The following is a 26,152-nucleotide window of genomic DNA, read 5'->3' as shown; positions in this document are numbered from 1 at the left end:
AAGGATTAAGCACTCATTTTGAAGGTATTTTGTGCTGCCAAGGCCTGGTGCGAGCCTCGCCATTCCCTGGTTGATCGGTTACCATCCGCCCCGTCGCTCCCCTGAGGGGCGGCACACCGTGCCAGGTGCCACCAAGGAGTTCTCCAGCGTGGATAAACGGGAAACAGGTGCGCGGCTCCCCACCGCAATGCCTGTGCTGCCCCCGCAACGGTAAGGAAGTGTGGATCCATCCATCGATGCCACTGGGCCATCGCCCGGGAAGGCGATGGATCAAGACTTCCGAGCCCGGATACCGGCCTGCACGAATCCAGTGGATGCGCTGCGGGGTTGCGGCCGGCCAAAGCTGCCCGCCCCCCTGCTCATCCGTTTCGTCATTGATCCGGCGGTGCGGGGACGCTCGCCGGACACGCGGGAGTTCCTTTCTCATGCATCCTCGTCTTTCCCCCCTGGCGGCCGCCCTTGGCCTGTTGTTTGCGGCCCATGCCGGTGCCCAGAGTGCTGAACTCGATCCCATCAAGGTCACGGCAACCCGGGTGGCCTACCCGGAAGCCGATGCCACCTATGCTTCCGAAGTCCACACCCGGAACATGATCGACAAGTCCGGCGCCCAAAGCCTGTTCGATTACCTGGCCCAGCACAGCTCGGTCAATATTGCCCCCAATTTCGGCAACCGCTTCACCCCCTCCATGGACATGCGCGGCTACGGGACTGAAGTCGGCTACCAGAACATCGTGGTGACCCTGGACGGCCAGCGTCTGAATAACATCGATATGACGCCCCAACTGCTCGGTGCCATTCCCCTGAGCGCCGTGGACCGTATCGAAATCACCAAGGGCAGCGGCTCCGTGATTCACGGTGACGGCGCCATGGCCGGCACCATCCAGATTCACACCCGCCCCTATTCCGGCGTGTCCGTCGGTGCCTACACCGGTACTCAGGGGGTCCTCGGCCTCAATGCCGCCGCCGGCGTGCAGGGTGAAAACTACGGTGTCTCCGTTAGTGCCGACCATGCCAAGCACGGCGGCTACAGCCAGGCCGACGCCAGCGGCCACCGGGATGCCTCGGAAATGCGCAACGAGCGGGCCTCCCTCAAGTTCCGCCCGGTGCGGGATCTGTGGCTGAACCTGGATGCCTCCAGCACCCGCATCGATACCCGCTACGCCAATTCCCTCTCCCAGGCCCAGTACAACGCCGACCCCTCCCTGCCCGGCTTCGGCAACTACACCCACCAGCTTTTTGCCACCGACCAGTGGCGCCTGGGGGCCGAGTGGTCCCTCAGCGACGCCACCAAGCTGACGGTCTCCCACAACCGGGAAGACAAGCGCTCCGATTATGTCGGCATGTTCAAGGCGGATTACGACAACGAGACCAACGACGTGGCCCTGGTGCACAACGGCCAGTCCTTCGACCTGACCGCCGGCTACCAGAGCCAGGATGGTGCCCGCATCGGCGCCTGGGACCAGACCCGCAAGAACAGCCGTGCCTATTACGCCCAGGGCGCCTACCGCCTGGGTGACACCACCCTGTCCGCCGGCCTGCGGCGCGAGAACGTGCGTTACGAATACGCTCCCAACGGTGGCAGCCAGCTGTCCCGGGAGCGGGATCTGGATGCCTGGGACCTGGGCATCAACCAGCGCCTGAATGACCTCTATTCCGTCTTCGCCAACCTCAACCAGTCCTTCCAGGCGCCGGATATCGACCGCTTCTTCGTAGGCGGCGCCTTCAACGCCTTCATCGAACCGGCCAAGGCCCGCACCCTGACTGCCGGCCTCAACCGCATGGCGCCGGGTAACCGCTTCAAGCTGGCCGTCTTCCGCGCCAACCTGGACAACGAGATTTACTACTACAACACCGGCAACTGGCTCACCAGCTTCAACACCAACATCGACAAGTCCCACAAGTACGGGGTCGAAGTACAGCAGTTCTGGCAGGCCACCCGCCAGCTCTCCCTCAATGCCAACTACGCCTACACCCGGGCCTTCATCGACAATGAGAACCAGGGCGGTGGTGCCTTCAATGGCCGCGAACTGCCCGGCGTGCCGCATCACAACCTGATCCTCTCCGGCAGCTATGCCCTGACCGAGCGTTCGGAAGTGAGCCTGAGCCAGAACTGGCGCAGCAGCAGCTACGCCATTGGCGATTTCGCCAACAACCGCAGCCAGCGCCAGTCCGCCTACAGCCTGACCAACCTGGCCTACCGCTACCGCCTCAATGGTTGGGAACTGTTTGCCACCGTGCAGAACCTCTTCGATCGCAAGAACGGCATCTGGACGGCCAACGACAGCATCTACCCGATGAACTTCAGCCGTAGTGCCCTGGTGGGCTTCAAGGCCAAGTTCTAAACGCCGATGCCTTCCCGCCGCCGCGCCGTCGCCGTGCTCCTGCTGCTGGCCTTGCTGGCCGGCGGCAGCCTGGTGACGGCGCTGATGGCGGGGAGCATTTCCGTCAGCCTGCCCGATGCCCTGGCGGCCTTGGCCGGAGATACCACCCTGGCCCAGGGCGAGGTGGTGCGTAGCCTGCGCCTGCCCCGGGCCCTGGCGGCCTTTGCCTGCGGCGGCCTGCTGGCGGTGGCTGGTGCGTTGATGCAGGTGCTACTGCGCAACCCCCTGGCCGATCCTTATGTACTGGGCATCTCCGGCGGCGCCGGGGTGGGTGCCCTGGGCGCCATCCTGCTTGGCCTGCCGGTGCTGGGGGTTAATCTGCTGGCCTTTTCCGGCGCCCTGGGCGCCATTCTCCTGGTCTTCGGCCTGGCCCACGGCGATGGTTCGTGGACCCAGACCCGGCTGCTCCTTACCGGGGTCATCGTCGCTGCCGGTTGCGGTGCCCTGGTGGCCCTGATGCTATCCCTGGCACCGGAGAGCAAGCTGCAGAACATGCTGTACTGGCTCATGGGGGATCTTTCCCAGGCAGCCGACCCGTGGCCTTCGCTGCTGGCCCTGGGACTGGCCCTGGCCCTGGCCGCCCCCTTTGCCCGGGAAATGAACCTCCTGGCTCGTGGCCTGGCGGCGGCCCAGGCCCTGGGCGTCGCCGTATTCGGCCTGCGCCGCCTGATCTACGCCATCGCCGCCCTGGCTACCGCCACTGCCGTGACCACCGCCGGAGCCGTTGGCTTCATCGGCCTGATCGTGCCCCATCTGATGCGCCTGGCGGTGGGCAACGACCAGCGCCTGCTGCTGCCGGCGGCCGCCCTGGCCGGCGGCACCCTGCTGACCCTGGCCGATACCCTGGCCCGTACCGTGGTCAGCCCCCTGCAATTGCCGGTGGGGGTGCTCACCGCCCTGATCGGGGTGCCGGTCTTCCTCTTCCTGCTGTCGAGGCATCCACGATGACGGCCCTGCTGGAAGCGCGGCAGCTGACGGTGGGCATCGGTGGGCGGGAGGTCTGCCGCCGGCTCGATCTCTGCCTGGCCCCGGGCGAAAGGCTGGCCATTCTCGGCCGCAACGGTGCCGGCAAATCCACCCTGCTCAGCACCCTGGCCGGGCTGCGACCGGCCCAGGATGGCGAGGTGCTGCTGGCCGGGCGCACCTATGCCAGCTGGGGCGCCCGGGCGGCGGCGCAGCAGCGGGGCTGGATGGCCCAGAGCCAGGCCGACCCGTTTTCTTCCACGGTGCTGGAAACCGCCATGACCGGCCGCCACCCCCATCTGGGTCGCTGGGACTGGGAAAGCCAGGCGGATGCCGACCTGGCCCGGGCAGCCCTGGCCGAAGTCGGGCTGGCCGGCATGGAACAGCGGGAGACGCCTTCCCTCTCCGGCGGCGAGCGCCAGCGCCTCTCCCTGGCCACCCTGCTGACCCAGGCGCCCCAGCTTTACCTGCTTGACGAGCCCCTGGCCCATCTTGATCTTTCGCACCAGATCGCCGTTCTGGAAATCCTTGCCCGCCGCGCCCGGGAAGGGGCTGCCGGGCTGGCCATGGTGCTGCACGAGCCGGGCCTTGCCGCCCGCTATTGCGACCAGGCCCTGTTGCTCTACGGCGATGGCAGTTGGGAGGCCGGACCTGTCGCCGAGGTGCTCACCGCCCCCCGTCTGTCGCAGCTCTACGGCCACCCCCTGAAGGTCGTGGCCGACGGCGCCGAGCGCTGGTTCATCCCCGCCTGACGCACGACTGGCGCGGAGTTTTGGTCATTGGCCCAGCGCCAATTACAATATCGCCCTTTCGCAATACCCTCCCGTGCATCCTGCCGCCCCGGGCGTCGGATTGCCCCGATGATTACCAAAGGAATTCCATGAGCCTCAAATGCGGCATCGTCGGCCTGCCCAACGTGGGCAAGTCCACCCTCTTCAATGCCCTGACCAAGGCCGGCATCGAAGCAGCCAACTACCCCTTCTGCACCATCGAGCCCAATGTGGGCATCGTCGAAGTGCCCGATCCCCGCCTGGCGGCCCTCTCCGAGATCGTCAAACCCCAGAAGATCCAGCCGGCCATCGTCGAATTCGTGGACATCGCCGGTCTGGTGGCCGGGGCTTCCAAGGGTGAAGGCCTGGGCAACCAGTTCCTGGCCAACATCCGGGAGACCGACGCCATTGTGAACGTGGTGCGCTGCTTCGACGACCCCAACGTGGTGCACGTCTCCGGCCGCGTGGACCCCATCGCCGACATCGAAACCATCGTCACCGAACTGGCCCTGGCCGACCTGGCCGTGGTGGAACGCACCCTATCCCGGGATGGCAAGAAGGCCAAGGCCGGCGACAAGGAGGCCCAGAAGCTGGTCCCGGTGCTGGAAAAGCTGCTGCCCCACCTCAACGAAGGCAAGCCCGCCCGCACCGCTGGTCTCTCCGACGACGACAAGGCCATCGTCAAGCCCCTCTGCCTGCTCACCATCAAGCCCGCCATGTACGTGGGCAACGTCATGGAAGATGGCTTCGAGAACAACGCCCACCTGGATCGCCTGCGCGAGCACGCCGCCAAGGAAGGCGCCCCGGTAGTGGCCGTCTGCGCCAAGATCGAGGAAGAACTGGCCGACCTGGAAGACGAAGACAAGGCCGCCTTCCTGGCCGACCTGGGCCTCGAAGAGCCCGGTCTCAACCGTCTCATCCGCGCCGGTTATGACCTGCTCGGCCTGCAGACCTACTTCACCGCCGGGGTGAAGGAAGTGCGCGCCTGGACCATCCACAAGGGCGACACCGCCCCCCAGGCGGCCGGTGTCATCCACACCGACTTCGAGCGCGGCTTCATTCGTGCCCAGACCATCGCCTTCGCCGACTTCGTCGCCTTCAAGGGCGAGCAGGGCGCCAAGGAAGCCGGCAAAATGCGCTCTGAAGGCAAGGAATACGTGGTGCAGGACGGCGACGTGATGAACTTCCTGTTCAACGTCTGACTTATCCGCCTGAACCTCACTGAACCATGGTGAACAACCAACAAGCCGCAGCCCATGATTTTCCTAGGCTGCACAATGGATTGAGAGATGCCATGTTGCTCATGGTGGTTCAGTGGTGGTTCAGTAGAGTTCATGGAATTCCAGAAAAACATGGGGTAGGATTCGGGGTATGTGATGTTATGAGTGGGGGTATCCCGCTCGTTAGCAGGATACCCAGATGCCCAAAGACCTTCTCTCTGACGCCAAGATCAGGACAGCCAAGCCCGCAGCCAACCGATACAAACTCGGCGATGGCGGCGGGCTTTTTCTCTCCGTCGAAAAGACGGGTAGCAAGCTCTGGCGCTGGAAGTTCCGACTCGACGGGAAAGAGAACCTTTTTGCCATTGGCTCCTACCCCGAAGTAAGCCTTGCTGAAGCCAGAGCGGCCCGAGATGCAGCCCGCGAACTCGTCAAGCAAGGAATCAATCCCTCTCAGCACCGGAAAGATGAACGGCAGCGGAACATCAAAGCCGCAGCAGCGCGAAAGCATGCAGAGGCACTGGCTCAGGAGTTGTCCTTCGCCAAGGTGTCAGCAGCCTATCTGGCCAAGGTGAAGCCCGACTACACCCCCGGCTCCTATCGGTCGAAGGAATCACGGATCAGAAAGTACCTGTCCCCCAAGCTCGACACGCTCCCGATCACCGAGATCGGTCCCAAGGAAATCCGCCCGATCTTAGAAGCGTGCGAAGACCACGGGGCGTGGGCAGGCATCCACGTCAAAGGCGACCTATCGGCTATTTTCCAGTATGCGGTTATCCGCGGATTGGTCGATTCCAACCCGATTCCGGGACTTCGCGGCCTGCTGAAAATTCCGGTCAGCAAAAGCAAAGCCGTACTGACCGCTGATCAAATCCGCGCCTTCTACCGAGCTCTTCGCGCCTATCGCGGCTATCCCGAGACCGCTATATGCCTGCGCCTGATCGCATTCACAGCTTGCCGCCCCGGAGAAGCTGCCGATGCTGAGTGGAGCGAGTTCGACATCGAGGCGAAGCTCTGGCGACGGCCTGCGGCCAAGATGAAAGCACGCCGCGACCACGTGTCACCGCTGTCAGAGCAGGCTTTGGAACTGCTGGAAACCCTGCGACCAATCACAGGGGCTGGACGCTACCTCTTCCCTCATCGCAGCGGGGAAGGGTTCACGACGCCGAATAGGCTCACTTACGCCATGCGTGACATGAAGCTCGGAGAGCGCACAACACCTCACTGCTGGCGTACCACTTTCTCGACGTGGGCCAATGAACAGGGGTTCAGGCCAGATGCCATTGAACGCCAGCTCGCCCACGTCGAAAGCAACAAGGTGCGAGCTACTTACAACAAGGCCCTGCTGCTGAATGAGCGGCGCGAGATCATGCAGGCATGGGCCGATTATCTGAGAGCTGCTGATGACATCAAGAGCGCAGACGATGATGGGAAATGACGACGCGCGGTTCCTTGAGGGCTTGCGCTATGGGCAGGCCCTATTGAACGAAGGCCGTAGCCGACTGCACAAAAGCGTACCCGGAGCGCTGGTTGCCGAAGTTCTTCGACATATCGAGAATTCGATGGCGGGAACTTCTCAGTATGAGTTGGAGCGAATGTTGCTAGGGAGCGACCACGCAGGTGCAGAATGGCGCGCTTACGTGGCTCACCGACATCGCAGCGTCACGGAGAAAAGGCTGTGGCGAACATGGTACGGAAGACATGGAAAGAAAGACACCATCCCTCCAAGACCGGTAGAAGATGCTTTCGGCATTCAGGCTCCGCCGCTGCCACCGACGGAAGCCGCGCCACCAATGCCGCCCCCCTCCGAGCCAAATCGACCGTTGATGAAGGCACTGCCCCATGATGGCCGAGCCATGAGCTTTGGATTATTGCGGGAAATAGTAAAGCGCTGGTCTGCGATACTCATTCAAAAGGCACTTGAAGACGCAGCAAGAATCAATGACGAGCAGAATCGTGGCCGACAACTCGTCAGGGCCTTGCTAAGACATGAAATGGTCTTGATGCCGCTTTGGTCGCAGGTCAACGCGTGGGAGGCTTTCTGTGAGGTTTTGCCGTCTGGGAAGTGCTTTGCCTTGCTCGATGCAGCCAAACAGAGCTTCTTCTCTGCACTGGAAGCAATTGAGCAGCGTGAACATGCGAAGTTGATGGCTTCATACGCCACCCTGAGAAAGCGCTACCCAGAGCTGGAAATCAGCCTTGGGCAGGCGTAATTTATACCAGCTTGGGGATCGGAGGCGGCGAAGGAAACAGCAGAATCCCGCCCGTAACCTGACTGATTCTCGCCTTGGGATAGACAGCCAAAACAGAAACAAGCGCCTTCAAAAACTTCGTCTTGAAGTTCTTCTTTCCATTGGCGTCGGCCGCATATTCCTGCCCGAACTGCTCACGCAAATTTGCCCAATTCAACCTCACGGGTCTGCCTCCTGATATTCTGTGCAGCCTTTCCGCGAGCATGACATAGATATCCATCGCTAGCGCGGAGCCTGACAGCGCGTGAAAAGCTCGAATGTCGATAGGGACGGCGTGCTGATCAGTTACCAGAGCGTCAAAGTATTCTGGCGATAGGATGATTTTTTTTGGCCATAACCTGTTTTGGCAGCCATCATTCGATGCCCACGCCTGAAACTCATTTATCGGTTTCGCATAGCGTGTAGTAGGAGTATTCCCCGCATTGAATCCCAGAGTCATCTTGCAGGCAGCCAGCGCAGTCATCTGCTTCTTGAACTCGGTGTAGCTGCCTCTTTTTCCCCCATTTGCTTGAACTCCAAGCATCTTGAGAAATGCCGACGCACTTTTCCCCACATCGATTTCCCTCGTTCGATGGCGAACTGCATAGGTATTCAAGTAGGCAAGTATGAGCCGGGGTTTTGCGCCATACGGAACCGGCTGCTGCACAAATTTTTCGCCATCCCACAGTTTCCCAGCCTCGATAAGGAGTGCCGCCCCTCCAGATCGCCGCTCAAATGAAGTGCCATCAACAGCACGGCGCGGCAAGCCAACTTGGCAGAGAACTGTGTGCATGAACACCGCGTTCTCAGACGTTGAGCCGAGAGCAATGTCGGCGGCAGAGTCAAGCAGCTTGCGGTCACGAATCGAGAGGACGCACTCCTTGCTGCATCCAGAAGGCACAATCCTCGCTACTTGACCACTGGGATTCGGATAAACAATCCGTCGTAGCTCTGCCAGCGCAAGACGAGCACTGTTGGAGGATGGGTTCGGCATACGGAAACAACTCAACCCCGAACGACAATCGAGCGGAGGCTGGTCTTCTCGCGCAGCCAAGTCGTGATCTCCGACTCAATCCACCCGACAGCCCGCTTCCCCAGTCGTACAGGGCGAGGAAAGTCCCCTTCCCGGATTAGAAAATAGATGCCTGATTTGGTAAGGCCGGTTCTCTTCTCAACCTGCGGCCTGCGAAGAATGGCAACCTCTTGCCCTTGCTGATCGTCCATCGTGCTCCCCACTGAACCTGAATAACCAATGAGGCGACAGTAGTGGCGGGAGACGAAAATCAGAGAGAACGAGTTTTGAAAAATACCTGCACGACAACGTGGCCGCGCAGTAAAGGTTGTGAGCAAGGAGCCAGATATGCCTGTGGATAACGCACTTATTCATGCCGATTCGGCACCCCTGTCGCGTGCTGAATCGGAACCCCAAGCCCCCCAGAAAGCGTGCCGAATCGGAACCCTGCACCATGCTGAATCGGCACCCCCCAAAACCTGTAGTTCTTGCCTTTAGTACTTTTCCTTTAAATGAGTAGCCTATAAAAGCCTTGCATTCTGTGGAAAAACCGGAATCTGGGACGCATCAACCACCTGCAGTCAGCGATTGGCAAGACGACTCCACCTCCACGCACTCACGGTGCTACACCATGTGGCCTGAGGAGACAACTATCTGGCATCGTAACGCTACGATGTTAGGGTGCAGGTTCCTGTCCAGCCGCCGGTGCCTCCAGCAGCACTGAAGGCTCCACCCCCAGCGCCTCGGCCAGCTTGAAGATGTTGAGTAAGGCGATGTTGCGTTGCCCACGCTCAACACCCCCCAGATAGCTGCGCGCCAAGCCACTTTCCAGTGCCAGGCGTTCTTGCGACCACCCTCTGGTCTTTCTGATTTCTATCAGCTTCAGGCCGAAGCGTAGTCGGGGATCAAGGGCCATATTTCTCTCTTCTTAAAGAGAAATGACTCTATGAGTACCCCCTCTATAGGGCTACGCCCGATAAGTACCCGCACTATAAGTGACAATTGAATGCAAGCGCCATAGAATGACCTCTATGAGTAACAACATGGAGGTGATGACGTATGGCAAGCGTCTGGAAGACTGCTGGGATGGGAGCGGCTGCGGGGCTGGCTGTTCCGGTGGCTGGGCTTTCAGGGCTCGCTGCCGCTGGTTTTGCACTGATTCTTGTACTGGCGATGTTCGGCGTGGGGCCTGCGCGCCTGTCACAGACATCGCTGTGGGGGCTGTTGACCGGTGAGTTGATGCTCTATCTGCTGATTTCGCTGGCGATCTTCACGCTGTCCTTCCGCTTTCTGGCACGTTTGCAGGCTCGCTGTCAGGCCCTTGTCGCCAAAATCAACGCCCAGCAGGGCCTGTCATTCGATGCTGGACAACTCTTGGGCTACCCCGCGCCGGCCTTTCTGGTGTTTGACCGGCAGCATCGCAAACTGGCTGTCTGTTCAATCGTGGATGAAACCTGGCGAATCCACGACTTCTCCTGGCTGCTTGGTTGGCGGATGACCTGGCGCGAGGTCGAGAGCATGGAGATGAACGGCGGCAGCCGTCAGGTCAACGCCAGCGGCATGAGCGTGCCGACCTTCGAGCGCACGGTACGCGCCAAAAACTTCGCCATCGAGCTGCAAACCGCCGATCCGCAACGACCAGTGCTCAGTTTCCCCATGAGCCGTCGGGCGGCGGAAACCTGGTGTGCCCGGCTCAATGCCATCTTCAACGGATAAGCTCGCGAGGAACTGCGATGAAACACTACCGGAGCTTGCTGCTTCTGCCTTTTGTATTGACGGGCTGCGCCACAACCGACATGCAGGGGGCGTTGGATTCCCTGAACGGACTGGGACAATCCATTGGAACCAGTCTGGCGCAAGCGGCTACGCCCGCAAGCGGGGCAAGCCGCAACAGCTTGCTGGGCACTCCACTGCATAACGCCTTGCGCCACAATCTTTCTACCGACGGTCGCGCCCCGGAGTGGCCCAAGGTGGTGATCAGCAATCTGCAAATTCCGGCTGATCAGATGACGCTGACCCGCAGCCTCACGCTCAAAGCCAGTGATTGCATTCGCTTTGACGCAGTGCTCTGGCACGACGCCAAGCGCTCCGAGCGCTTCAGCAATCTGTCGCTTTGCGCGCCGGAGCTGCCGAAACAGTCAAATAACTTCGTGTTGACCTGGAAGAGCTTTTCCATCTCCGGCAAAACCAGCGGCCAGGTTCGCAGCGATGGGCCGATCCCACCGTACAGCAAGCTGCCCAGCGACCCGGCGATGGAGCGCTGGCTGATGAATCAGTTCGGCCTTTACTATGTCGGCTCGTTGCTGACGCTGGTCGGCTATGACCCCAACTTCACGGTCGATGACCGTCGCTTCTGGATCAGGAATATCAAGGGATGAAAGCGTTGCTACTGGCAGCCATGCCGGTGGTGCTGATGGATGGCACTGCCCCAGACCTCAACCACTGGTTGCGGATCGAGCCAGCCATCGTAGCCGCCGTGGAATGCCGTCAAGCCTTGCCGTTGCACGTACTGGACGGCATTGCGCCCAATGCTCCCGGCAGTTGGTCGCTGACGCCGGCGCGCAGCTTCACGGCATTCGGCCTGCCGGTGAAGCGGATCGAGCTGTTCATCGACCCGGATGGTGAATTGGGTGCGAGCTATACCGCAGTGATCGAAAAGCGCAGCCTGGAACAGGTGCGCAAGCAACTGAAGCTTGCCAGCCAGCGCGGGCGCATCGGCCAGCTCTCGGCAGATCAGCCCAGCGCAGAGGTTCAAGTGACTTGCACGGTCGCCGCAACGGAGCAAGGGTGAGCATTCAGCGCATCCTCTCCGGCGGCCAGACCGGCGTAGACCGGGCTGCGCTGGATTTCGCCATTGCCCGGCAGATTCCGCACGGCGGTTGGTGCCCGGCAGGCCGACGGGCCGCTGATGGCGTACTGGATGCTCGCTACCAGTTGATGGAGACCGAATCCAGCGGTTATCGCCAGCGCACCAAACGCAATGTGCTGGACGCTGATGCCACACTGATCATTTACCGGGACAGGATCGAAGGTGGCAGCCTGCTCACTCGCGATCTGGCGACGGGACACGGCAAGCCGCTACTGCTGTGCGATTTGCATGACCCTGCAGAAGAGCTGTTGGCGGCATGGCAAGACTGGTTGCTTAGCCATCCCGTCGCTATTCTCAACATTGCTGGCCCGAGTGAAGCACGCAACCCCGGTATCTACCTGCAGGCGAGCGCGCTACTGGAGCTTTTTTGGAGCAAGGAACATGAGCCGATCTGATGCCCGCTGCGCGACACCCTATATCTACTCGGGTGAGTTGCAGATTCGCCCCGAAGTGGATGCCGCGCTGGCTGCGCTGAAAGACAAACCTTACACCGCCATCCCTAGCTGGAAAAATGACGGAACCTGGGAGCTGTGGACGGTGGAAGGCGACGGCGAAACCCAGCCCTGCATCATCAGCGGCCCATCGACCACTTACCCCAGCGAGGCCGATGCACTGGCCGCCGGTGCGGCCTGGCTATCCGGACAACGCTGAGCAACCTCAATTCCAGCGCTCGCTGACAAAGCCAACGCCACGGCGGTTGATCTCGACCGGCGGCCTGATGTCTTGCACTTGGACAACACCCCGGCCATCACGAGCTGCCGAGCCCAAGGCCCGCTGCAGAATCAGGCGCACACTGCGCGGCGGCAAGGCTTGCAGACGGGACAGGACATCATCACCCAGTCGATCGGCAAAGGCGTTGCCCCAGCTCGACTCGTCGCGGAGCCGGTTGTAGATCGACTGCGCAATGCTTCTGACCTGCTCCGGCTTGGGTGCTTGAATGTGCAGCACTGTCAGCCGTGAGCGCAGCGGCCCCGGAATCGCCTCCAGCTCATTCGCGGTCGCCATCCAATTGACATGACTGGCGTCGATGGAGAAATCACGGATCGACAGGTCGATGAAATCACGCGCACTGCGTGGTTCCAGAAGCGTATAGAGCGCGGCCAGCGGATCGTATTGCGGTCGCCCGTTGCTGGCTTTATCCAGCTCATCGAGCACCACCACCGGGTTGGCCAGTGGCTGGTAGGCCAACAGCTCAAAGAGCTGGCCTGGCTCGGAATTGCTCCAAAATGATTCGGAACCGGCGAGCGGCGAACTTGATTGCGTACTCGCTATGTCGAAGACCCGGAACGGTAGCACGAGCTGATCGGCAAGCCAGCGTGCCGCCTCGGTTTTGCCGATGCCCGCCGGGCCGACCAGCAACACGGCAGGCCAGGACACCCGGCCATCGCCGAGACTGGACAAGGCGAAGTGATCACGCAGCAGCTCGGCCAGTTCATGGAAGTTTGGAAAAGCCAGCGCGAACTCATCCAGAAGGGTTTTCCAGTCCGAGGGCAGCAGGCCCAGCTGGCGGCTACCATGTCCCGCTCGCTTTATCCGCTCCGCCATCGCCTGCGCGCGCTTGAACTTGTCGTCGCCTTTCGGTCGGTGGCGATCCACGAACGCCTCCAGGCCAGCTTCATCGAGAAAGACGATGCTCGGCAAGGGCACTGATTTAGCGGTTTCTGTCGGCTGCTTCTGAACCTGCTCCGGTTTGGTTTCGCTCGGGACGGGCTCATCTTCAACCGCCATGGCGGCGCGTACATCTTCGGTCGTCACCTTGCCCAGATCGTGCACTACCTGCTGTACCCCTTGTTCGACGATGAACTGGCGACTGCGGCGCACTTCTTCGGCAAACAATCCTTGGCTGCCGTCATGTTGTGGGCAGCGCTGCGGATGGATGCCGTCCCCGACAACCTGTACACCGCAAACGGGGCATTTTTGCAGCGAAAGGTGCTTGGTCTGGGCAATCAGATCGAACACGGCTGCTGCGCGTTCGCTGTGGTGTCGCGGTGGCTGGTAATGAATGGCCAGGCGATCCCGGTTGCAGCTCACCGACAGTGAGCCCTTGCGTGCGAGCACTGCGGGTGGCAGCAGGTATTCCAGCTGAGCAAACAGATGTGCCACCACGGCCAAATGCCCCGGCGCGGGTTCGACGATTTGCCGGGCAAGCCAGGGATGCTGCGCCTTGAGTGCAGCAATGGCTGCTTCGTATTCCCGCAGGCGCAACGGACGGGCTTGCTTTGGCTTACGCATGATGGCCTCTCAAATAGCCTAACTATAAATTACTATAACAGCGGTTTGCGCGAATCGCCAAACTCCGCACGCTCGTCTTGTCGGCCAATAAGTCTTATAGTGATTTACAGTGAATTCACAGAGCCCGACATGCCAACCCTTGCCAACGAACAATTGCCAGGCTTTGCCGCCGCCTTGATACGACTGCGCGGGGAAACGCTGGGGCGGATCGCTGAAGCCACCGGTATCCGCACTGCCAACCTCTCGGTCTGGCTACGTGGCAAGGAGCAGGTGATCTCCGCCAAACGACTAGTCGGCCTGTTGCACCACCTCGGTGTGGAAGGCGGGCGCCTGCGTACCGACGTGTTGCACCAGTGGCAGGATCGTGGGGCACTGGATGACAGCAAGCTCGTGCTAGGCAAGCTGCTGGCCGACAAGCAGTCGGTGTGGTTGTTTCAGGATGAGCAGCCGGGGCTTATCAAGACCCGCTTTCTGTTGGCTGGCGATGTGCTGATCCGCATGGAGATCGAGCCGGGCGTCGATCAGGCCCTTGATCTGGCGACAGTCGTCAGGGTGGATCGTGTCATCACTACGCCTACGGCATTGGCCGGGGTGCCAATCGACTCGTTGGCATCTGCGCGCAACGTCCTCTTGGCACTAGCGGAGCAGACCGCATCGGACGTGGGTGACGAAGAGCTGCTGGAAGGGCTGATGTTCCGTCTGACCGAAACGGTTGGCAGCAATGTCGCGTCATCACGGGGGTGGCAGCAGCTGGAACAAGCGCTGTGCCTTGCGCTCAAGACAGGAGCCCAGCCTGCCGACATCGCCAAGCTGGTTGATAGCCATTTCCGCAGCAGCGGAAAAGCGGACATGCCGCCAACTGAGTAAGCAAAAAATGCGCTGTTTCCATCCGTTGGGTTTTCAAATCGTGCTGCGCTGATCGCATGACTTTTAGCTGGTCACATGCCCCGTTACTCCCTATCTGGCACTACGTTGTTTCCAACAAGGCGCAACGTTCTTTCCAATGCTCTGTTGTTCGGGCACATGATCAGGCAGCGAAAAGCTAATTTCCGGCCACGTACATTCCAAAGTTGTACAACGTACATTCCAAATCCCTCGACTGTTATTGCTTATCTTGTGCCCAGGTTAGTGAGTAACGTGGCAAGAGCCTTTGTGACCAGCAAAAAATATCTGTGCGATCAGATCGGGCTGCCGGCCGACTGTGTAAACAGTGTGGCGGCATGTTGGCAACAACGTGGCAATCTTGTGCGAACAATGTGTTGAAAGAGTGGCAAGGATGGTGGCGACAATGTGGTCACCTTGTGGTGGCAGCGTGTCACCATGGTGGTGACAGTGCGGCACTGCGCCCCTTGTTACCACATTCAACTCACAAGGGCAGTAGCCAAGAACAATCTTGCTGCTTCCGCAGCATTCAAATGATAGACTCCAAACGACTTAAGACGACTTTCAACTGCAACCTTCGAGCGCCATCGACATGAGCACAGAACCGTGGGTTACCGCCGATCACGTCGCCCAGCACTTGGGCGTGGCCAAGGACACCGTGTACCGCTGGCGCGAGCGCAAGGGTCTGCCCGCACACCGCGTGGGGCGGCTGTGGAAGTTCCAGCTCTCCGAGGTGGATGAATGGGTGCGTGCAGGCGGCGCAGATGAAGATGTCGGTGAGCCGGGGAGTCGGCATACATGAGCTCCATGGCATTCCCCCCGCCAGAACAACGGCGGCAGTAAACCGTTTGGGTCTTTGAGGCAAGGTTCATGACGACCACAGAACAACAAATCGAACTCGATCTGATCGCCAAGCTCGGCGACCTCAAGTACACCTATCGCCCCGACATTCGCGACCGCGCCGCGCTCGAAGCCAACTTCCGAGCCAAGTTCGAAGCGCTGAACCGCGTGCATCTGACTGACAGCGAGTTTCAACGCTTGCTCGACGGCATCATCACGCCCGATGTCTACGGCGCTGCCCAGCGGCTTCGCAACATCAACAGCTTCGAGCGCGACGATGGTACGCCGCTGAACTACACCCTGGTGAACATCCGGGACTGGTGCAAGAACGACTTTGAGGTCGTCAACCAGTTGCGCATGAACACTGACAACAGCCATCACCGCTACGACGTGATGCTGCTCATCAACGGCGTACCGGTGGTGCAAATCGAGCTGAAGACCTTGGCGGTCAGCCCGCGCCGGGCCATGCAGCAGATCGTTGATTACAAGACTGACCCCGGCAATGGCTATAGCAAGACACTGCTGTGCTTCCTGCAGCTCTTCATCGTCAGCAACCGCACTGACACTTGGTATTTCGCCAACAACAACGCACGGCACTTCAGCTTCAACGCAGATGAGCGCTTCTTGCCGGTTTACCAGTTTGCCAGCGAAGACAACAAGAAAATCACGCTGCTCGATAGTTTTGCCGAGAAGTTCCTAGCCAAGTGCACTCTAGGGCAAATGATCAGCCGCTACATGGTGCTGGTGGCCAGCGAGCAGAAGCTGCTGATGATGCGGCCATACCAAATCTATGCCGTCAAAGCCATCGTGGAGTGCATCCACCAGAATTGCGGCAACGGCTACATCTGGCACACCACCGGCTCAGGCAAGACGCTGACTTCGTTCAAGGCGTCCACCCTGCTCAAAGACAATCCGGACATCGACAAGTGTCTGTTTGTGGTGGATCGCAAAGACCTGGATCGCCAGACTCGCGAGGAATTCAACCGCTTTCAGGAAGGCTGTGTCGAAGAGAACACCAACACCGAGACCCTGGTGCGCCGCCTACTGTCCGACGACTACGCCGATAAAGTCATCGTCACCACCATTCAGAAGCTGGGCCTGGCGCTGGATGGGGCCAACAAGCGCAACTACAAGGAACGGCTGGAGCCATTACGCAACCAGCGCATGGTGTTTATCTTTGATGAATGCCACCGCTCACAATTTGGCGACAACCACAAAGCCATCAAGGAGTTCTTCCCCAACGCCCAGCTTTTTGGCTTTACCGGCACACCCATCTTCGAGAAGAACGCCAGCTACCAGCAGATCGAAGGTCAGCAGGCCAGTTACCGCACGACCGACGACCTCTTCCAGCGTTGCCTGCATCAATACACCATCACCCACGCCATCGAGGATCGCAACGTCCTGCGCTTTCACGTGGATTACTTCAAGCCCGAAGGCAAGAATCCTCCCAAGCCTGGTGAAGGTGTGGCCAAGCCCAAGGTCATTGAAACCATTCTCGCCAAGCACGATGCAGCGACCAATGGCCGCAAGTTCAACGCGGTGTTGGCAACGGCCAGCATCAACGATGCCATCGAGTATTTCGAACTGTTCGCGGAGATTCAAAAACAAAAGACCGAGCAAGATCCTGAGTTCCGTCCGCTGAACATTGCCTGCGTATTCTCTCCACCTGCCGAGGGAAATAAGGACGTACAACAGATTCAGGAAGACCTGCCGCAAGAGAAAGAAGATAACCAGCAAGACCCCGAGGGCAAGAAGGCTGCGCTCACGCGCATCGTGGCCGACTACAACGCCCGCTTCGGTACCAACCACCGCATTGGCGAGTTCGACCTGTACTACCAGGATGTGCAAAAGCGCATCAAGGATCAGCAGTATCCCAACAGCGATCTCCCCGCCGCGCAAAAGATCGACATCACCATCGTGGTGGACATGCTGCTCACCGGTTTCGACTCCAAGTACCTCAATACCCTATACGTGGATAAGAACCTCAAGCATCACGGCTTGATCCAGGCGTTTTCGCGCACCAATCGCGTGCTGAACGACAGCAAGCCCTATGGCAACATCCTCGACTTCCGTCAGCAGCAAAGGCCGGTCGAAGAGGCGATTGCACTGTTCTCTGGCGAGAAGATCGACAACCCGCGTGAAATCTGGCTGGTAGACCCTGCGCCCAAGGTCATCGATAACCTGCAAACCGCCACCCAGAGGCTGGCCGACTTCATGCAGTCGCAAGGCGTGGGCAATGCGCCGGAAGAAGTGGCCAACCTGAAAGGCGATGCCGCACGGGCGCAGTTCGTCAATCTGTTCAAGGAAGTACAGCGCCTCAAGACCCAGCTCGATCAATATACCGATCTCTCGGATGAGCAGAAGGCGCAGATCACCCAGATTGCGCCACCCGATCAGATGCAGGGCTTCAAAGGTGTGTACCTCGAAACGGCCAAGCGCTTGAAGGAACAGCAGGATCGCGACCAGACCCCGCCAGAAGTGCAGCAGCTTGATTTCGAATTCGTGCTCTTCGCCTCAAGCGTGATCGACTACGACTACATCATGAGCCTCATCGCCAAGCTGACCCAGCAGAAGCCCGGCAAGCTCACCATGAACCGTGAGCAGCTCATCGGCCTGATCCAGTCCGATGCCAAGTTCATCGACGAGCGTGAGGACATTGCCGAGTACATCCGGGGCTTACCGGTCAACGAAGCATTGGATGAAAAGCAAATCCGCAGCGGATTCGACCGCTTCAAGGCAGAGAAAAAAACACGGGAACTCACCGATCTCGCCAACCGCCACACACTGGACGCATCAGCGCTGCAAGCCTTTGTCGATGACATTTTGCGCCGCCGCATTTTCGATGGCGAACGCCTCTCCGAGTTGATGGCCCCGCTGGAACTTGGCTGGAAAGCCCGCACGCAGAAAGAGTTGGCCCTGATGGAAGAGCTGACACCACTGCTGCACAAGCTCGCCCAGGGTCGAGAGATTGCTGGTTTGGCTGCCTATGAGGAGGGGCGATGATGGGAACCGTCTTTACACAGGGGGCGCAGTGGGTTCGTGCGGACTTCCATCTGCACACCCGCGCAGATCGTGAGTTCAAGTACACAGGCGATGACAACTTCTACAACAGCAATTATGTGAACGCGCTGGAGAAAGCAGGTATCCAGCTGGGCGTCATCACCAATCACAACAAGTTCGATTTTGAGGAGTTCAAAGCGCTGCGCAAGACAGCGCAGAAGAAGGATATTGCGCTGTTGCCCGGCGTCGAGCTGTCGGTCAATGACGGGGCCAATGGCATCCACACCTTGGTTGTTTTTTCCGACGACTGGTTGGCCGATGGTCATGACCATATCAACCCCTTCCTGGGCGTTGCGTTTGAAGGAAAAATCCCTGCCCAGTACGAGCAGGAAAACGGGCGTTCCTCTCTGTCACTGTTGGAAACCATCAAGAAGCTGGAAAGCTATCACCGCGACTTTTTCCTTGTCTTTGCCCATGTCGAAGCACCGAGCGGACTGTGGGCCGAATTGGACGGGGGGCGTCTTGCCGAACTGGGCCAGAACGAATTCTTCCGCCGTCGCACGTTGGGCTTCCAAAAGGTACGCACGTACAACAAGCTGCAAGAGAAAAGCAAACCCTGCCGGACTAAAACGCAGCAGCATCTAGGTGGCTGGTACCCCGCCGAACTGGAAGGCTGCGACGCCAAATGCATCGAAGAGATTGGTCAGGGCAAAGCCTGTTACCTCAAATTGGGTGAACTGTCCTTTGAGGCGGTCAAGTTTGCTCTGAGCGATTCTGCTTCGCGGGTCGCCACGGAGCCGCCCAAGCATCTCGCATCGCACATCCGCAGCATTCACTTTGATGGGGGCATCCTTGACGGGAAAACGCTGCATTTCTCGCCTGAACTGAACACGTTGATCGGCATCCGGGGCAGCGGCAAGTCTTCCATTCTGGAAGCAGTGCGCTACGCTCTCGATATTCCTCGCGGGGAGAAAGCGCAGGACACCAAGTACAAGGATGAACTGATCCGCCACACTCTGGGCAGCGGCGGCAAGGTGACGCTGACGGCCTGTGACGTATACGGACAGGTATTCACCATCTCCCGCATTTTTCGCGAAGCGCCGAACGTCTATCTGGACGGCAAATTGCAGCCCGGTGTATCGATCCGGGAAACTGTGCTGCGCCGTCCGATCTACTTCGGGCAGAAAGACCTTTCCAGCACCGGCGAAGGTTTCGAGACCGATCTAGTGGAAAAGCTGGTGGGCGAAAAGCTCCGCACACTGCGAGACGAAATCGAAACCCAACGCCAGCATGTGCGTGATGCTGCGCAGCGCTGGCTCAAGCTCAGCAATACTGCCGAACTCAGGCGTGATTACCAGTCCCAGCTCACCGATGCCAACTTCCGACTGAAGAAATTTGAAGAGTACGGGGTTGCCGATAAGCTGCAAAAGCGCCTTGGCTTCCAGCAGGATGCCAGTGCACTGGCACGCATGAAGGAGCGGGCAGACAGCTTCGTGCTCGCCTTGGGGCAATTGATCGCCGAGCACGAAGACGATCTGCGTAATGCCACGAGCTACGTCTCCAAGCAGAACCCCGATTTCTTCACGGCTTATTACGCCGAATTTGCCAATCTCGTTGCCAAAGTCGATCAGCTCAAGCAAATCGAGCAGGAGGCCCGCGCTGTTACCTCCCGGCTTCAATTCAAACAAGGCGAGTTCGATGCCGCGCGCCTGAGTCTTCAGGAAGAGTTTGCCCAGGTCGAACGTCAGCTGGCTCAGGAACTCAAGCAGACCGGCATGACGGCCATCCAGCCGGATGACTTCCTGACCCAACAGCAGCGTAAAACCAAGGCGGAGCAAATGCTGGAGGCGCTCGCCAAGCAGGAAAGCCAGCAAAGCAGTATCCGCGACGCACTGTTTGCCGAGATCGACAAGCTCAACGGCCTGTGGCTGCGCGAGTTCAACGCCATCAAGGCCGAACTGGATCGGGTGAACGCTGGCCATACCGCCTTGCAGATCGAAGCCGACTTCAAAGGCGACAAGGAAGCCGCCATCGGCTTCATGCAGCAGCTCTTCAAGGGCAGCAACATCCGCGAAACCACCCTGCGCGCCGTGATGGAGGACTATGCCGATTTCGGCGGCCTGCTGCGTGATTTGCCAAACGCCTTGAAAAAAGCGGGCAGCACGCCGGAGGTGTTCGAAAAGACCTTTATGCAGAACCTGACGGAGTTCGTCACCTGGCAGGTGCCCAACCGTTTCGTCATTCGCTATCGCGGCAAGGAACTCAAGCACCACTCGCTCGGGCAGCGTGCTTCCGCGTTGCTGCTATATGTGCTCAGCCAGCGCCAGAACGACGTGATCATCATTGACCAGCCGGAAGACGATCTGGACAACCAGACCATCTACGACGACGTGATCAAGCTGCTGCGCGAGATGAAGCCTCACGCCCAATTCATCTTCGCTACCCACAACGCCAACTTTCCGGTGCTGGGTGATGCGGAGCAAGTGCATGCCTGCCGCTATCAGGATGAGCAAGTCACCGTACAAAGCGGCAGCATCGACGCTCGTCCGGTGCAGGACGCCATCATCAACATCATGGAAGGAGGCCAGGAAGCCTTCAACCGACGCAAAGAGGTTTACAACCTATGGAAACCACAGAACTGATCGACTGCTTGAGCCGTGGCGAAGACAGCCGCCATCAGTTCAAAGAGAACTTCACCAATGCCGACGCGCTGGCGGCGGAGATCGTGGCCTTCGCCAACACCGCTGGCGGGCGGATTTTCATTGGCGTGCATAACGACGGCACGGTGCTGGGCTTGTCTCACGCGGACATTGACCGCCTGAACCAGCTCATCTCCAACAGCGCCTCGCAAAATGTGCGGCCTGCGGTGAACCCGCTCACCGAAAATGTGCCGCACCCCAACGGCACCGTGATGGTGGTCACCGTTGTGGAAGGCGTCAGCAAACCCTACATGGACAAGAACGGAGCCATCTGGGTGAAGAACGGCTCGGACAAGCGCCGCGCCACCTCGCGTGAAGAAATCCAGCGCCTGTTCCAGCAAGCAGGGCTGGTGCATGCGGATGAGACGCCTGTGGCGGGCTTGAGCGCGGGCGATGTGGACCTGCCCTATTTCGAAACTTTCTTCGAACAGCAATTCGGCGAACCGCTCGCCCAGCACAACCAGCCGCTGCCGCAGCTCTTGACCAACATGAACCTGATGAACCAGGGGCAGCTCAATGTGGCGGGCAGCCTGCTGTTTGCCAAAGCGCCGCAGTACGCACTGCCTGCCTTCATCGTCAAGGCGGTGGCTTTTGTCAGCACCGAGATCGAAGACCAGCGCTATATCGACAGCCGCGACATCACCGGCAAGCTAGCCGATGTGTTCCAGCAGTCGCTGGGTTTCATCATCGCCAACACGCGCGCCACTCAGGGCGAGCAGGGCTTTAACTCACAAGGCCAATCGGAGATTCCCCGCATCGTCTGGGAGGAACTGGTCGCCAACGCGCTCATCCACCGCGACTACTTCATCAGCGCGCCGGTGCGCGTGCTGGTGTTTGCCGATCGGGTCGAGATCATCAGCCCTGGCCATCTGCCCAATAACCTGACCATCGAAAACATCAAGGCGGGTAACTCCAATATGCGCAACCCGATTCTGGCGTCCTTTGCCGCCAAGCTGCTGCCGTATCGCGGACTGGGCAGCGGCCTGCTGCGCGCCTTGCGGGCCTGGCCGCAGATTGAACTCATTGACGACCGGGCTGGGAACCTGTTCAAGGCCATCGTGAAACGGCCGCAGGAGCAAGCGGCATGAGTGAGAATAAAAAACAGCAGTTGGTGCCACGGCTGCGGTTCCCCGAGTTTTGTGATGACCAGTCCTGGAGCTTTCAGTCACTCGGGAGACTTGCAAGACGCTCAACCAAAAAAAATACCGAGGGCGATATTACCCGTGTTTTGACCAATTCTGCTGAATATGGCGTGATTGACCAGCGCGACTTCTTCGACAAGGATATTGCCAACCAAGGAAACCTAGAGGGTTACTACATCGTTGAGGAAGGAGATTACGTTTATAACCCCCGTATCTCCGCAACAGCCCCCGTTGGACCCGTCTCGAAGAACAGAATAGGTCTCGGCGTGATGTCGCCGTTGTATACGGTATTCAGGTTCAATAACACGCAGAACGATATATACGCCCACTACTTCAAATCGACGCATTGGCATCAGTATATGCGCCAAGCATCGAGCACGGGTGCTCGCCATGACCGCATGAGCATCACAAATGATGATTTCATGGGGTTGCCACTTCCTGTTTCCAAACCAGAAGAACAACAAAAAATCGCTGACTGCCTGTCTTCGCTAGATGATCTCATCGCAGCGGAAAGCCAAAAGCTCGACACCCTCAAGACCCACAAAAAGGGCCTGATGCAGCAGCTTTTCCCCCGCGAAGGCGAAACCGTGCCACGGCTGCGGTTTCCAGAGTTTCGGGAAGCTCCAGCATGGGGCAAGGAGAAATTGGAAAAACTTATTACTACGGTTAGCCCACCGTCGAAACTGCAGTCATCCAACTATGGGACGCAAGGTAAGTTTCCCATCATCGACCAATCTCAAGAGTTTATTTGTGGCTGGACTGATGATGAACGCGCTGTAATTACTGAATCGCTGCCACTCATCATATTTGGCGACCACACCTGCGCCCTCAAGTTTGTTGACAAACCGTTTGCGCAAGGCGCCGATGGCATCAAAATTCTCAAGGTAAGGCCCGCCATCTCTGCTGAATATTTGTTTCATTCCCTCAGCCACCGTCCGTTGGCGATGGAGGACTACAAGCGTCATTTTTCGATGCTGAAGGAGCGTGCAGTTGTTTTTCCTGATATCGAATCAGGCGAGCAACAAAAAATCGCTGACTGCCTGTCTTCGCTGGACGATCTGATCACCGCCCAAACCCAGAAAATCGATGCCCTAAAGACCCACAAAAAGGGCCTGATGCAGCAGTTATTTCCGACGCTGGATGAGGTGGACGCATGAAGCCCGCCCAATCCTTCGCCGACTTGCCCGCGCTGGCCGCTCATCTGCGCAGCGAGCTGGAGAACAAGAAGACCATCCTGCTCTATGCCTACAACGGCACGGGCAAGACGCGGTTATCCATGGCCTTCAAGGACATGGGCAAGCAGGCCGAGGCCCGCGATACCCTGTACTTCAACGCATTCACTGAAGACCTGTTCCACTGGAATAACGATCTGGCAGGCGATGCGGACCGGCGCTTGCTGCTCAACAGGGATTCGCGATTCTTTCAGGGGCTGTTCGATCTGGAGATGGATAACCGCATTCGCCCATTGCTGCGGCGTTACGCGGATTTCGACTTCCGGATCGACACCGAGGGCCCAGAGTGGGCGGTGCGCTTTTCGCGCTTGGCGGATGGCCAGACCGTTGACAACATCAAGGTGTCACGCGGCGAGGAAAACATCTTCATCTGGTGTTTTTTTCTGGCTGTGGTCGAACTGGCGATGGACGCCGATATCGAGGCGTACCAATGGGTGAAGTACCTGTATATCGACGATCCAATCTCGTCGCTAGATGAACACAACGCCATTGCCGTCGCCAATCACTTGGCGCAGTTGCTCAAGCGGCAGGACAATCGGCTCAAGACAGTGCTCTCCACGCACCACACCTTGTTTTTCAATGTGCTCTGTAACGAGCTGGGCAAGGCGCGCCGCTATGTGATCAACAAGCACCCGGCTAACGGCGGCTATCTGCTACGGCCCGAAGAGGGCGATACGCCTTTCTTTCACCACGTTGCGGCCTTGGCGGAACTCTATCAGGCCGCGCAGGAAGATCGTTTGTTCACGCACCACTTCAACATGCTGCGCACGATTCTGGAGAAGACGGCCAGTTTTCACGGCCACAAGAACTTCTCGGCCTGCATCAAGCAAGACGATGATGATCCGGACGGCATTTTGCACGCGCGTCTGATCAACATCCTCAGTCACGGCAACTACTCGCTGTATGAGCCGCAGCAGATGCTCGATGAGAACAAGGCTTACTTTAAGAAGATTCTGAACGACTTCCTGAATCGCTACCCCTTCAACCCCGATTTGTTCCCTCTGCACCCTGAGGCTGTAACAGTAGGTACACCATGACTGAGTTCGAAAAGCAAAAACTGGGCAAGACCCTCTGGGCCATTGCCGACCAGCTGCGTGGCGCGATGAATGCGGACGACTTCCGCGACTACATGCTGGCATTTCTCTTCCTGCGCTATCTGTCGGACAACTACGAGGCCGCCGCGCAGAAGGAGCTGGGGGCGGACTATCCAGACCTTCCTTCCGATGTGTTGAGGCAGACTGGCGTGAATACGCCGCTTCAAGCGTGGTACGAGGAAAATCTGGACGACGTACCCGAATTCGAGAAGCAGATGCGCCGCAAGGTGCATTACGTGATCGAACCCCAATACCTGTGGGGCAACATCGCCGAGATGGCGCGCACGCAGGATGCCGAGCTGCTGCATACCTTGCAGAAGGGCTTCAAGTATATCGAGGAAGAGTCCTTCGCCAGCACCTTCCGGGGCCTGTTCTCAGAGATCAATCTGGCGTCGGACAAGCTGGGCAAGACCTACATCGAGCGCAATGCCCGCCTGTGCAAGATCATCGCCGAGATCGCCAAGGGGCTGGGGCAGTTCTCTACTGACAGTGACACGCTGGGTGATGCCTACGAGTACCTGATCGGCCAGTTTGCGGCAGGCTCGGGCAAAAAGGCCGGCGAGTTCTACACGCCGCAGCGTATTTCAGACATCTTGTCGGCCATCGTCACGCTGGACAGCCAGGAGCCAGCCACCGGCAAGCGCTCGCATCTGGATAGCGTTTTCGACTTTGCCTGCGGCTCGGGCTCCTTGCTGCTCAACGTGCGCCGCCTGATGGGGCCGCACGGCATTGGCAAGATTTACGGCCAGGAAAAGAACATCACCACCTACAACCTGGCGCGCATGAACATGCTGCTGCACGGGGTGAAGGACTCGGAGTTCGAGATTTTCCATGGCGATACCCTGCTCAACGAGTGGGATATGTTGCGCGAAACCAACCCAGCGAAGATGCCGAAGTTCGACGCGGTGGTGGCCAACCCGCCGTTCAGCTATCGCTGGGAGCCGAGCGAGGCGCTGGGCGAAGACGTGCGCTTCAAGAATTACGGCCTGGCACCGAAGTCTGCTGCTGACTTTGCCTTCCTGCTGCATGGCTTCCACTTCCTCAAGCAAGACGGTGTGATGGCGATCATCCTGCCCCACGGTGTGCTGTTCCGTGGTGGTGCCGAGGCTCGCATTCGTACCAAACTGCTCAAGGATGGGCACATCGACACTGTTATCGGCCTTCCGGCGAACCTGTTCTTCTCTACTGGCATACCGGTGTGCATCCTGGTGCTGAAAAAGTGCAAGAAGCCGGACGACGTGCTGTTCATCAACGCTGCCGAGCATTATGAGAAGGGCAAACGCCAGAACCAGCTCTTGCCGGAGCACATCGACCAAATCATCGACGCCTACCAGTACCGCAAGGAAGCGCCGCGTTACTCTCGCCGGGTGAGCATGGAAGAAATCGAGAAGAACGATTTCAACCTGAACATCTCGCGCTATGTGAGCACCGCGCAAGCTGAGGAAGAGATCGACCTGGCAGCGGTTCATGCCGACTTGGTTGCCGCCGAGAACAAGATTGCAGACGCCAAGGCGCGCCACAATCAGTATCTGGCTGAGTTGGGGTTGCCTCCGCTGCCTTAACAAAGGCAAAGCCGATTGGTTTG

23 protein-coding genes and 1 riboswitch are annotated in these 26,152 nt (G+C 58.9%); of the genes, 19 read left to right on the top strand and 4 right to left on the bottom strand.

All coding sequences use genetic code 11. The annotated features are described in order from the left end of the window. Positions 1 to 106: 106 nt before the first annotated feature. Positions 107 to 316: riboswitch (cobalamin riboswitch) on the top strand. Between the two features lie 109 nt (positions 317 to 425). From AZSI13_RS07165 to AZSI13_RS17245, 6 genes are all read left to right on the top strand, one after another. Next, entirely contained in the window at positions 426 to 2,342 is a 1,917-nt protein-coding gene (locus AZSI13_RS07165; RefSeq protein WP_109040488.1) for a TonB-dependent receptor, read from the top strand. A gap of 6 nt (positions 2,343 to 2,348) precedes the next feature. Further along, positions 2,349 to 3,329 carry an iron ABC transporter permease gene (locus tag AZSI13_RS07160; protein WP_109040487.1) on the top strand — a complete coding sequence of 327 codons (981 nt, stop codon included), beginning with the start codon at positions 2,349 to 2,351 and terminating at the stop codon, positions 3,327 to 3,329. Beyond that, entirely contained in the window at positions 3,326 to 4,096 is a 771-nt protein-coding gene (locus AZSI13_RS07155; protein WP_109040486.1) for an ABC transporter ATP-binding protein, read from the top strand. The genes AZSI13_RS07160 and AZSI13_RS07155 overlap by 4 nt, the downstream gene beginning before the upstream one ends. 128 nt (positions 4,097 to 4,224) lie before the next feature. Further along, positions 4,225 to 5,316 (top strand): redox-regulated ATPase YchF, encoded by a 1,092-nt coding sequence (gene ychF / locus AZSI13_RS07150; protein WP_109040485.1) that lies wholly within the window; start codon positions 4,225 to 4,227, stop codon positions 5,314 to 5,316. A gap of 217 nt (positions 5,317 to 5,533) precedes the next feature. Next, complete coding sequence (locus AZSI13_RS07145) at positions 5,534 to 6,772, top strand: integrase arm-type DNA-binding domain-containing protein (RefSeq protein WP_104455504.1); 1,239 nt, start codon at positions 5,534 to 5,536, stop codon at positions 6,770 to 6,772. Next, entirely contained in the window at positions 6,738 to 7,547 is an 810-nt protein-coding gene (locus AZSI13_RS17245) for a hypothetical protein (protein ID WP_133247278.1), read from the top strand. Before AZSI13_RS07145 ends, AZSI13_RS17245 begins: the two co-directional genes overlap by 35 nt. Position 7,548: 1 nt before the next feature. On the opposite strand, the gene AZSI13_RS07135 is transcribed toward AZSI13_RS17245, so the two are convergent. The 3 genes from AZSI13_RS07135 to AZSI13_RS07125 all read right to left on the bottom strand — a co-directional run bounded on the left by AZSI13_RS07135 (position 7,549) and on the right by AZSI13_RS07125 (position 9,493). Beyond that, complete coding sequence (locus tag AZSI13_RS07135; protein ID WP_235609704.1) at positions 7,549 to 8,619, bottom strand: replication protein RepA; 1,071 nt, start codon at positions 8,617 to 8,619, stop codon at positions 7,549 to 7,551. Beyond that, positions 8,571 to 8,789, bottom strand: a complete 219-nt coding sequence (locus AZSI13_RS07130; RefSeq protein WP_069953367.1) for an AlpA family phage regulatory protein — start codon at positions 8,787 to 8,789, stop codon at positions 8,571 to 8,573. The genes AZSI13_RS07135 and AZSI13_RS07130 overlap by 49 nt, the downstream gene beginning before the upstream one ends. 464 nt (positions 8,790 to 9,253) lie before the next feature. After that, complete coding sequence (locus tag AZSI13_RS07125; protein ID WP_011806687.1) at positions 9,254 to 9,493, bottom strand: helix-turn-helix domain-containing protein; 240 nt, start codon at positions 9,491 to 9,493, stop codon at positions 9,254 to 9,256. Positions 9,494 to 9,636: 143 nt separating this feature from the next. On the opposite strand from AZSI13_RS07125, the gene AZSI13_RS07120 reads away from it, so the two are divergent. The 5 genes from AZSI13_RS07120 to AZSI13_RS07100 are packed head-to-tail and all read left to right on the top strand — an operon-like array spanning position 9,637 to position 12,097. Further along, positions 9,637 to 10,293 (top strand): hypothetical protein, encoded by a 657-nt coding sequence (locus tag AZSI13_RS07120; RefSeq protein WP_109040483.1) that lies wholly within the window; start codon positions 9,637 to 9,639, stop codon positions 10,291 to 10,293. 17 nt (positions 10,294 to 10,310) lie between these two features. Continuing rightward, the gene (locus tag AZSI13_RS07115; RefSeq protein ID WP_109040482.1) at positions 10,311 to 10,955 is read left to right on the top strand and encodes a hypothetical protein; all 645 of its coding nucleotides are present in this window, start codon (positions 10,311 to 10,313) and stop codon (positions 10,953 to 10,955) included. Then, positions 10,952 to 11,368, top strand: coding sequence for a hypothetical protein (locus tag AZSI13_RS07110; protein WP_109040481.1), 417 nt, complete (start codon positions 10,952 to 10,954; stop codon positions 11,366 to 11,368). Before AZSI13_RS07115 ends, AZSI13_RS07110 begins: the two co-directional genes overlap by 4 nt. Further along, complete coding sequence (locus AZSI13_RS07105; protein WP_023446985.1) at positions 11,365 to 11,841, top strand: putative molybdenum carrier protein; 477 nt, start codon at positions 11,365 to 11,367, stop codon at positions 11,839 to 11,841. The genes AZSI13_RS07110 and AZSI13_RS07105 overlap by 4 nt, the downstream gene beginning before the upstream one ends. Beyond that, complete coding sequence (locus AZSI13_RS07100) at positions 11,828 to 12,097, top strand: hypothetical protein (RefSeq protein ID WP_066918456.1); 270 nt, start codon at positions 11,828 to 11,830, stop codon at positions 12,095 to 12,097. The genes AZSI13_RS07105 and AZSI13_RS07100 overlap by 14 nt, the downstream gene beginning before the upstream one ends. A gap of 6 nt (positions 12,098 to 12,103) precedes the next feature. Here the strand turns inward: AZSI13_RS07100 and AZSI13_RS07095 are convergent, their stop codons facing one another. Next, a complete protein-coding gene (locus AZSI13_RS07095) occupies positions 12,104 to 13,678 on the bottom strand; it encodes an AAA family ATPase (protein WP_109040480.1) in 1,575 nt (524 codons plus the stop codon). A gap of 129 nt (positions 13,679 to 13,807) precedes the next feature. On the opposite strand from AZSI13_RS07095, the gene AZSI13_RS07090 reads away from it, so the two are divergent. The 8 genes from AZSI13_RS07090 (at position 13,808) to AZSI13_RS07055 (ending at position 26,129) form a co-directional block, all read left to right on the top strand. Continuing rightward, on the top strand, positions 13,808 to 14,545 hold the full coding sequence (locus tag AZSI13_RS07090) for a hypothetical protein (protein WP_109040639.1): 738 nt from the start codon (positions 13,808 to 13,810) through the stop codon (positions 14,543 to 14,545). Between the two features lie 607 nt (positions 14,546 to 15,152). After that, entirely contained in the window at positions 15,153 to 15,362 is a 210-nt protein-coding gene (locus tag AZSI13_RS07085) for a helix-turn-helix domain-containing protein (RefSeq protein ID WP_023109365.1), read from the top strand. A gap of 68 nt (positions 15,363 to 15,430) precedes the next feature. Continuing rightward, positions 15,431 to 18,403: a type I restriction endonuclease subunit R gene (locus tag AZSI13_RS07080; protein WP_109040479.1), complete on the top strand. Its 2,973-nt coding sequence runs from the start codon at positions 15,431 to 15,433 to the stop codon at positions 18,401 to 18,403. After that, positions 18,400 to 21,042 carry a TrlF family AAA-like ATPase gene (locus AZSI13_RS07075; protein ID WP_109040478.1) on the top strand — a complete coding sequence of 881 codons (2,643 nt, stop codon included), beginning with the start codon at positions 18,400 to 18,402 and terminating at the stop codon, positions 21,040 to 21,042. The genes AZSI13_RS07080 and AZSI13_RS07075 overlap by 4 nt, the downstream gene beginning before the upstream one ends. After that, positions 21,024 to 22,187 carry an RNA-binding domain-containing protein gene (locus AZSI13_RS07070; protein ID WP_109040477.1) on the top strand — a complete coding sequence of 388 codons (1,164 nt, stop codon included), beginning with the start codon at positions 21,024 to 21,026 and terminating at the stop codon, positions 22,185 to 22,187. Before AZSI13_RS07075 ends, AZSI13_RS07070 begins: the two co-directional genes overlap by 19 nt. After that, on the top strand, positions 22,184 to 23,398 hold the full coding sequence (locus tag AZSI13_RS07065; RefSeq protein ID WP_109040476.1) for a restriction endonuclease subunit S: 1,215 nt from the start codon (positions 22,184 to 22,186) through the stop codon (positions 23,396 to 23,398). Before AZSI13_RS07070 ends, AZSI13_RS07065 begins: the two co-directional genes overlap by 4 nt. Then, complete coding sequence (locus AZSI13_RS07060; protein WP_109040475.1) at positions 23,395 to 24,510, top strand: AAA family ATPase; 1,116 nt, start codon at positions 23,395 to 23,397, stop codon at positions 24,508 to 24,510. Before AZSI13_RS07065 ends, AZSI13_RS07060 begins: the two co-directional genes overlap by 4 nt. After that, positions 24,507 to 26,129 (top strand): type I restriction-modification system subunit M, encoded by a 1,623-nt coding sequence (locus tag AZSI13_RS07055; RefSeq protein ID WP_109040474.1) that lies wholly within the window; start codon positions 24,507 to 24,509, stop codon positions 26,127 to 26,129. The genes AZSI13_RS07060 and AZSI13_RS07055 overlap by 4 nt, the downstream gene beginning before the upstream one ends. The last annotated feature ends 23 nt before the right edge of the window (positions 26,130 to 26,152 follow it).

It is taken from the genome of Azospira sp. I13 (assembly GCF_003112695.1).
In the GTDB taxonomy this organism is placed as follows: domain Bacteria; phylum Pseudomonadota; class Gammaproteobacteria; order Burkholderiales; family Rhodocyclaceae; genus Azospira.
This window is presented reverse-complemented; position numbering and strand designations above follow the sequence as displayed.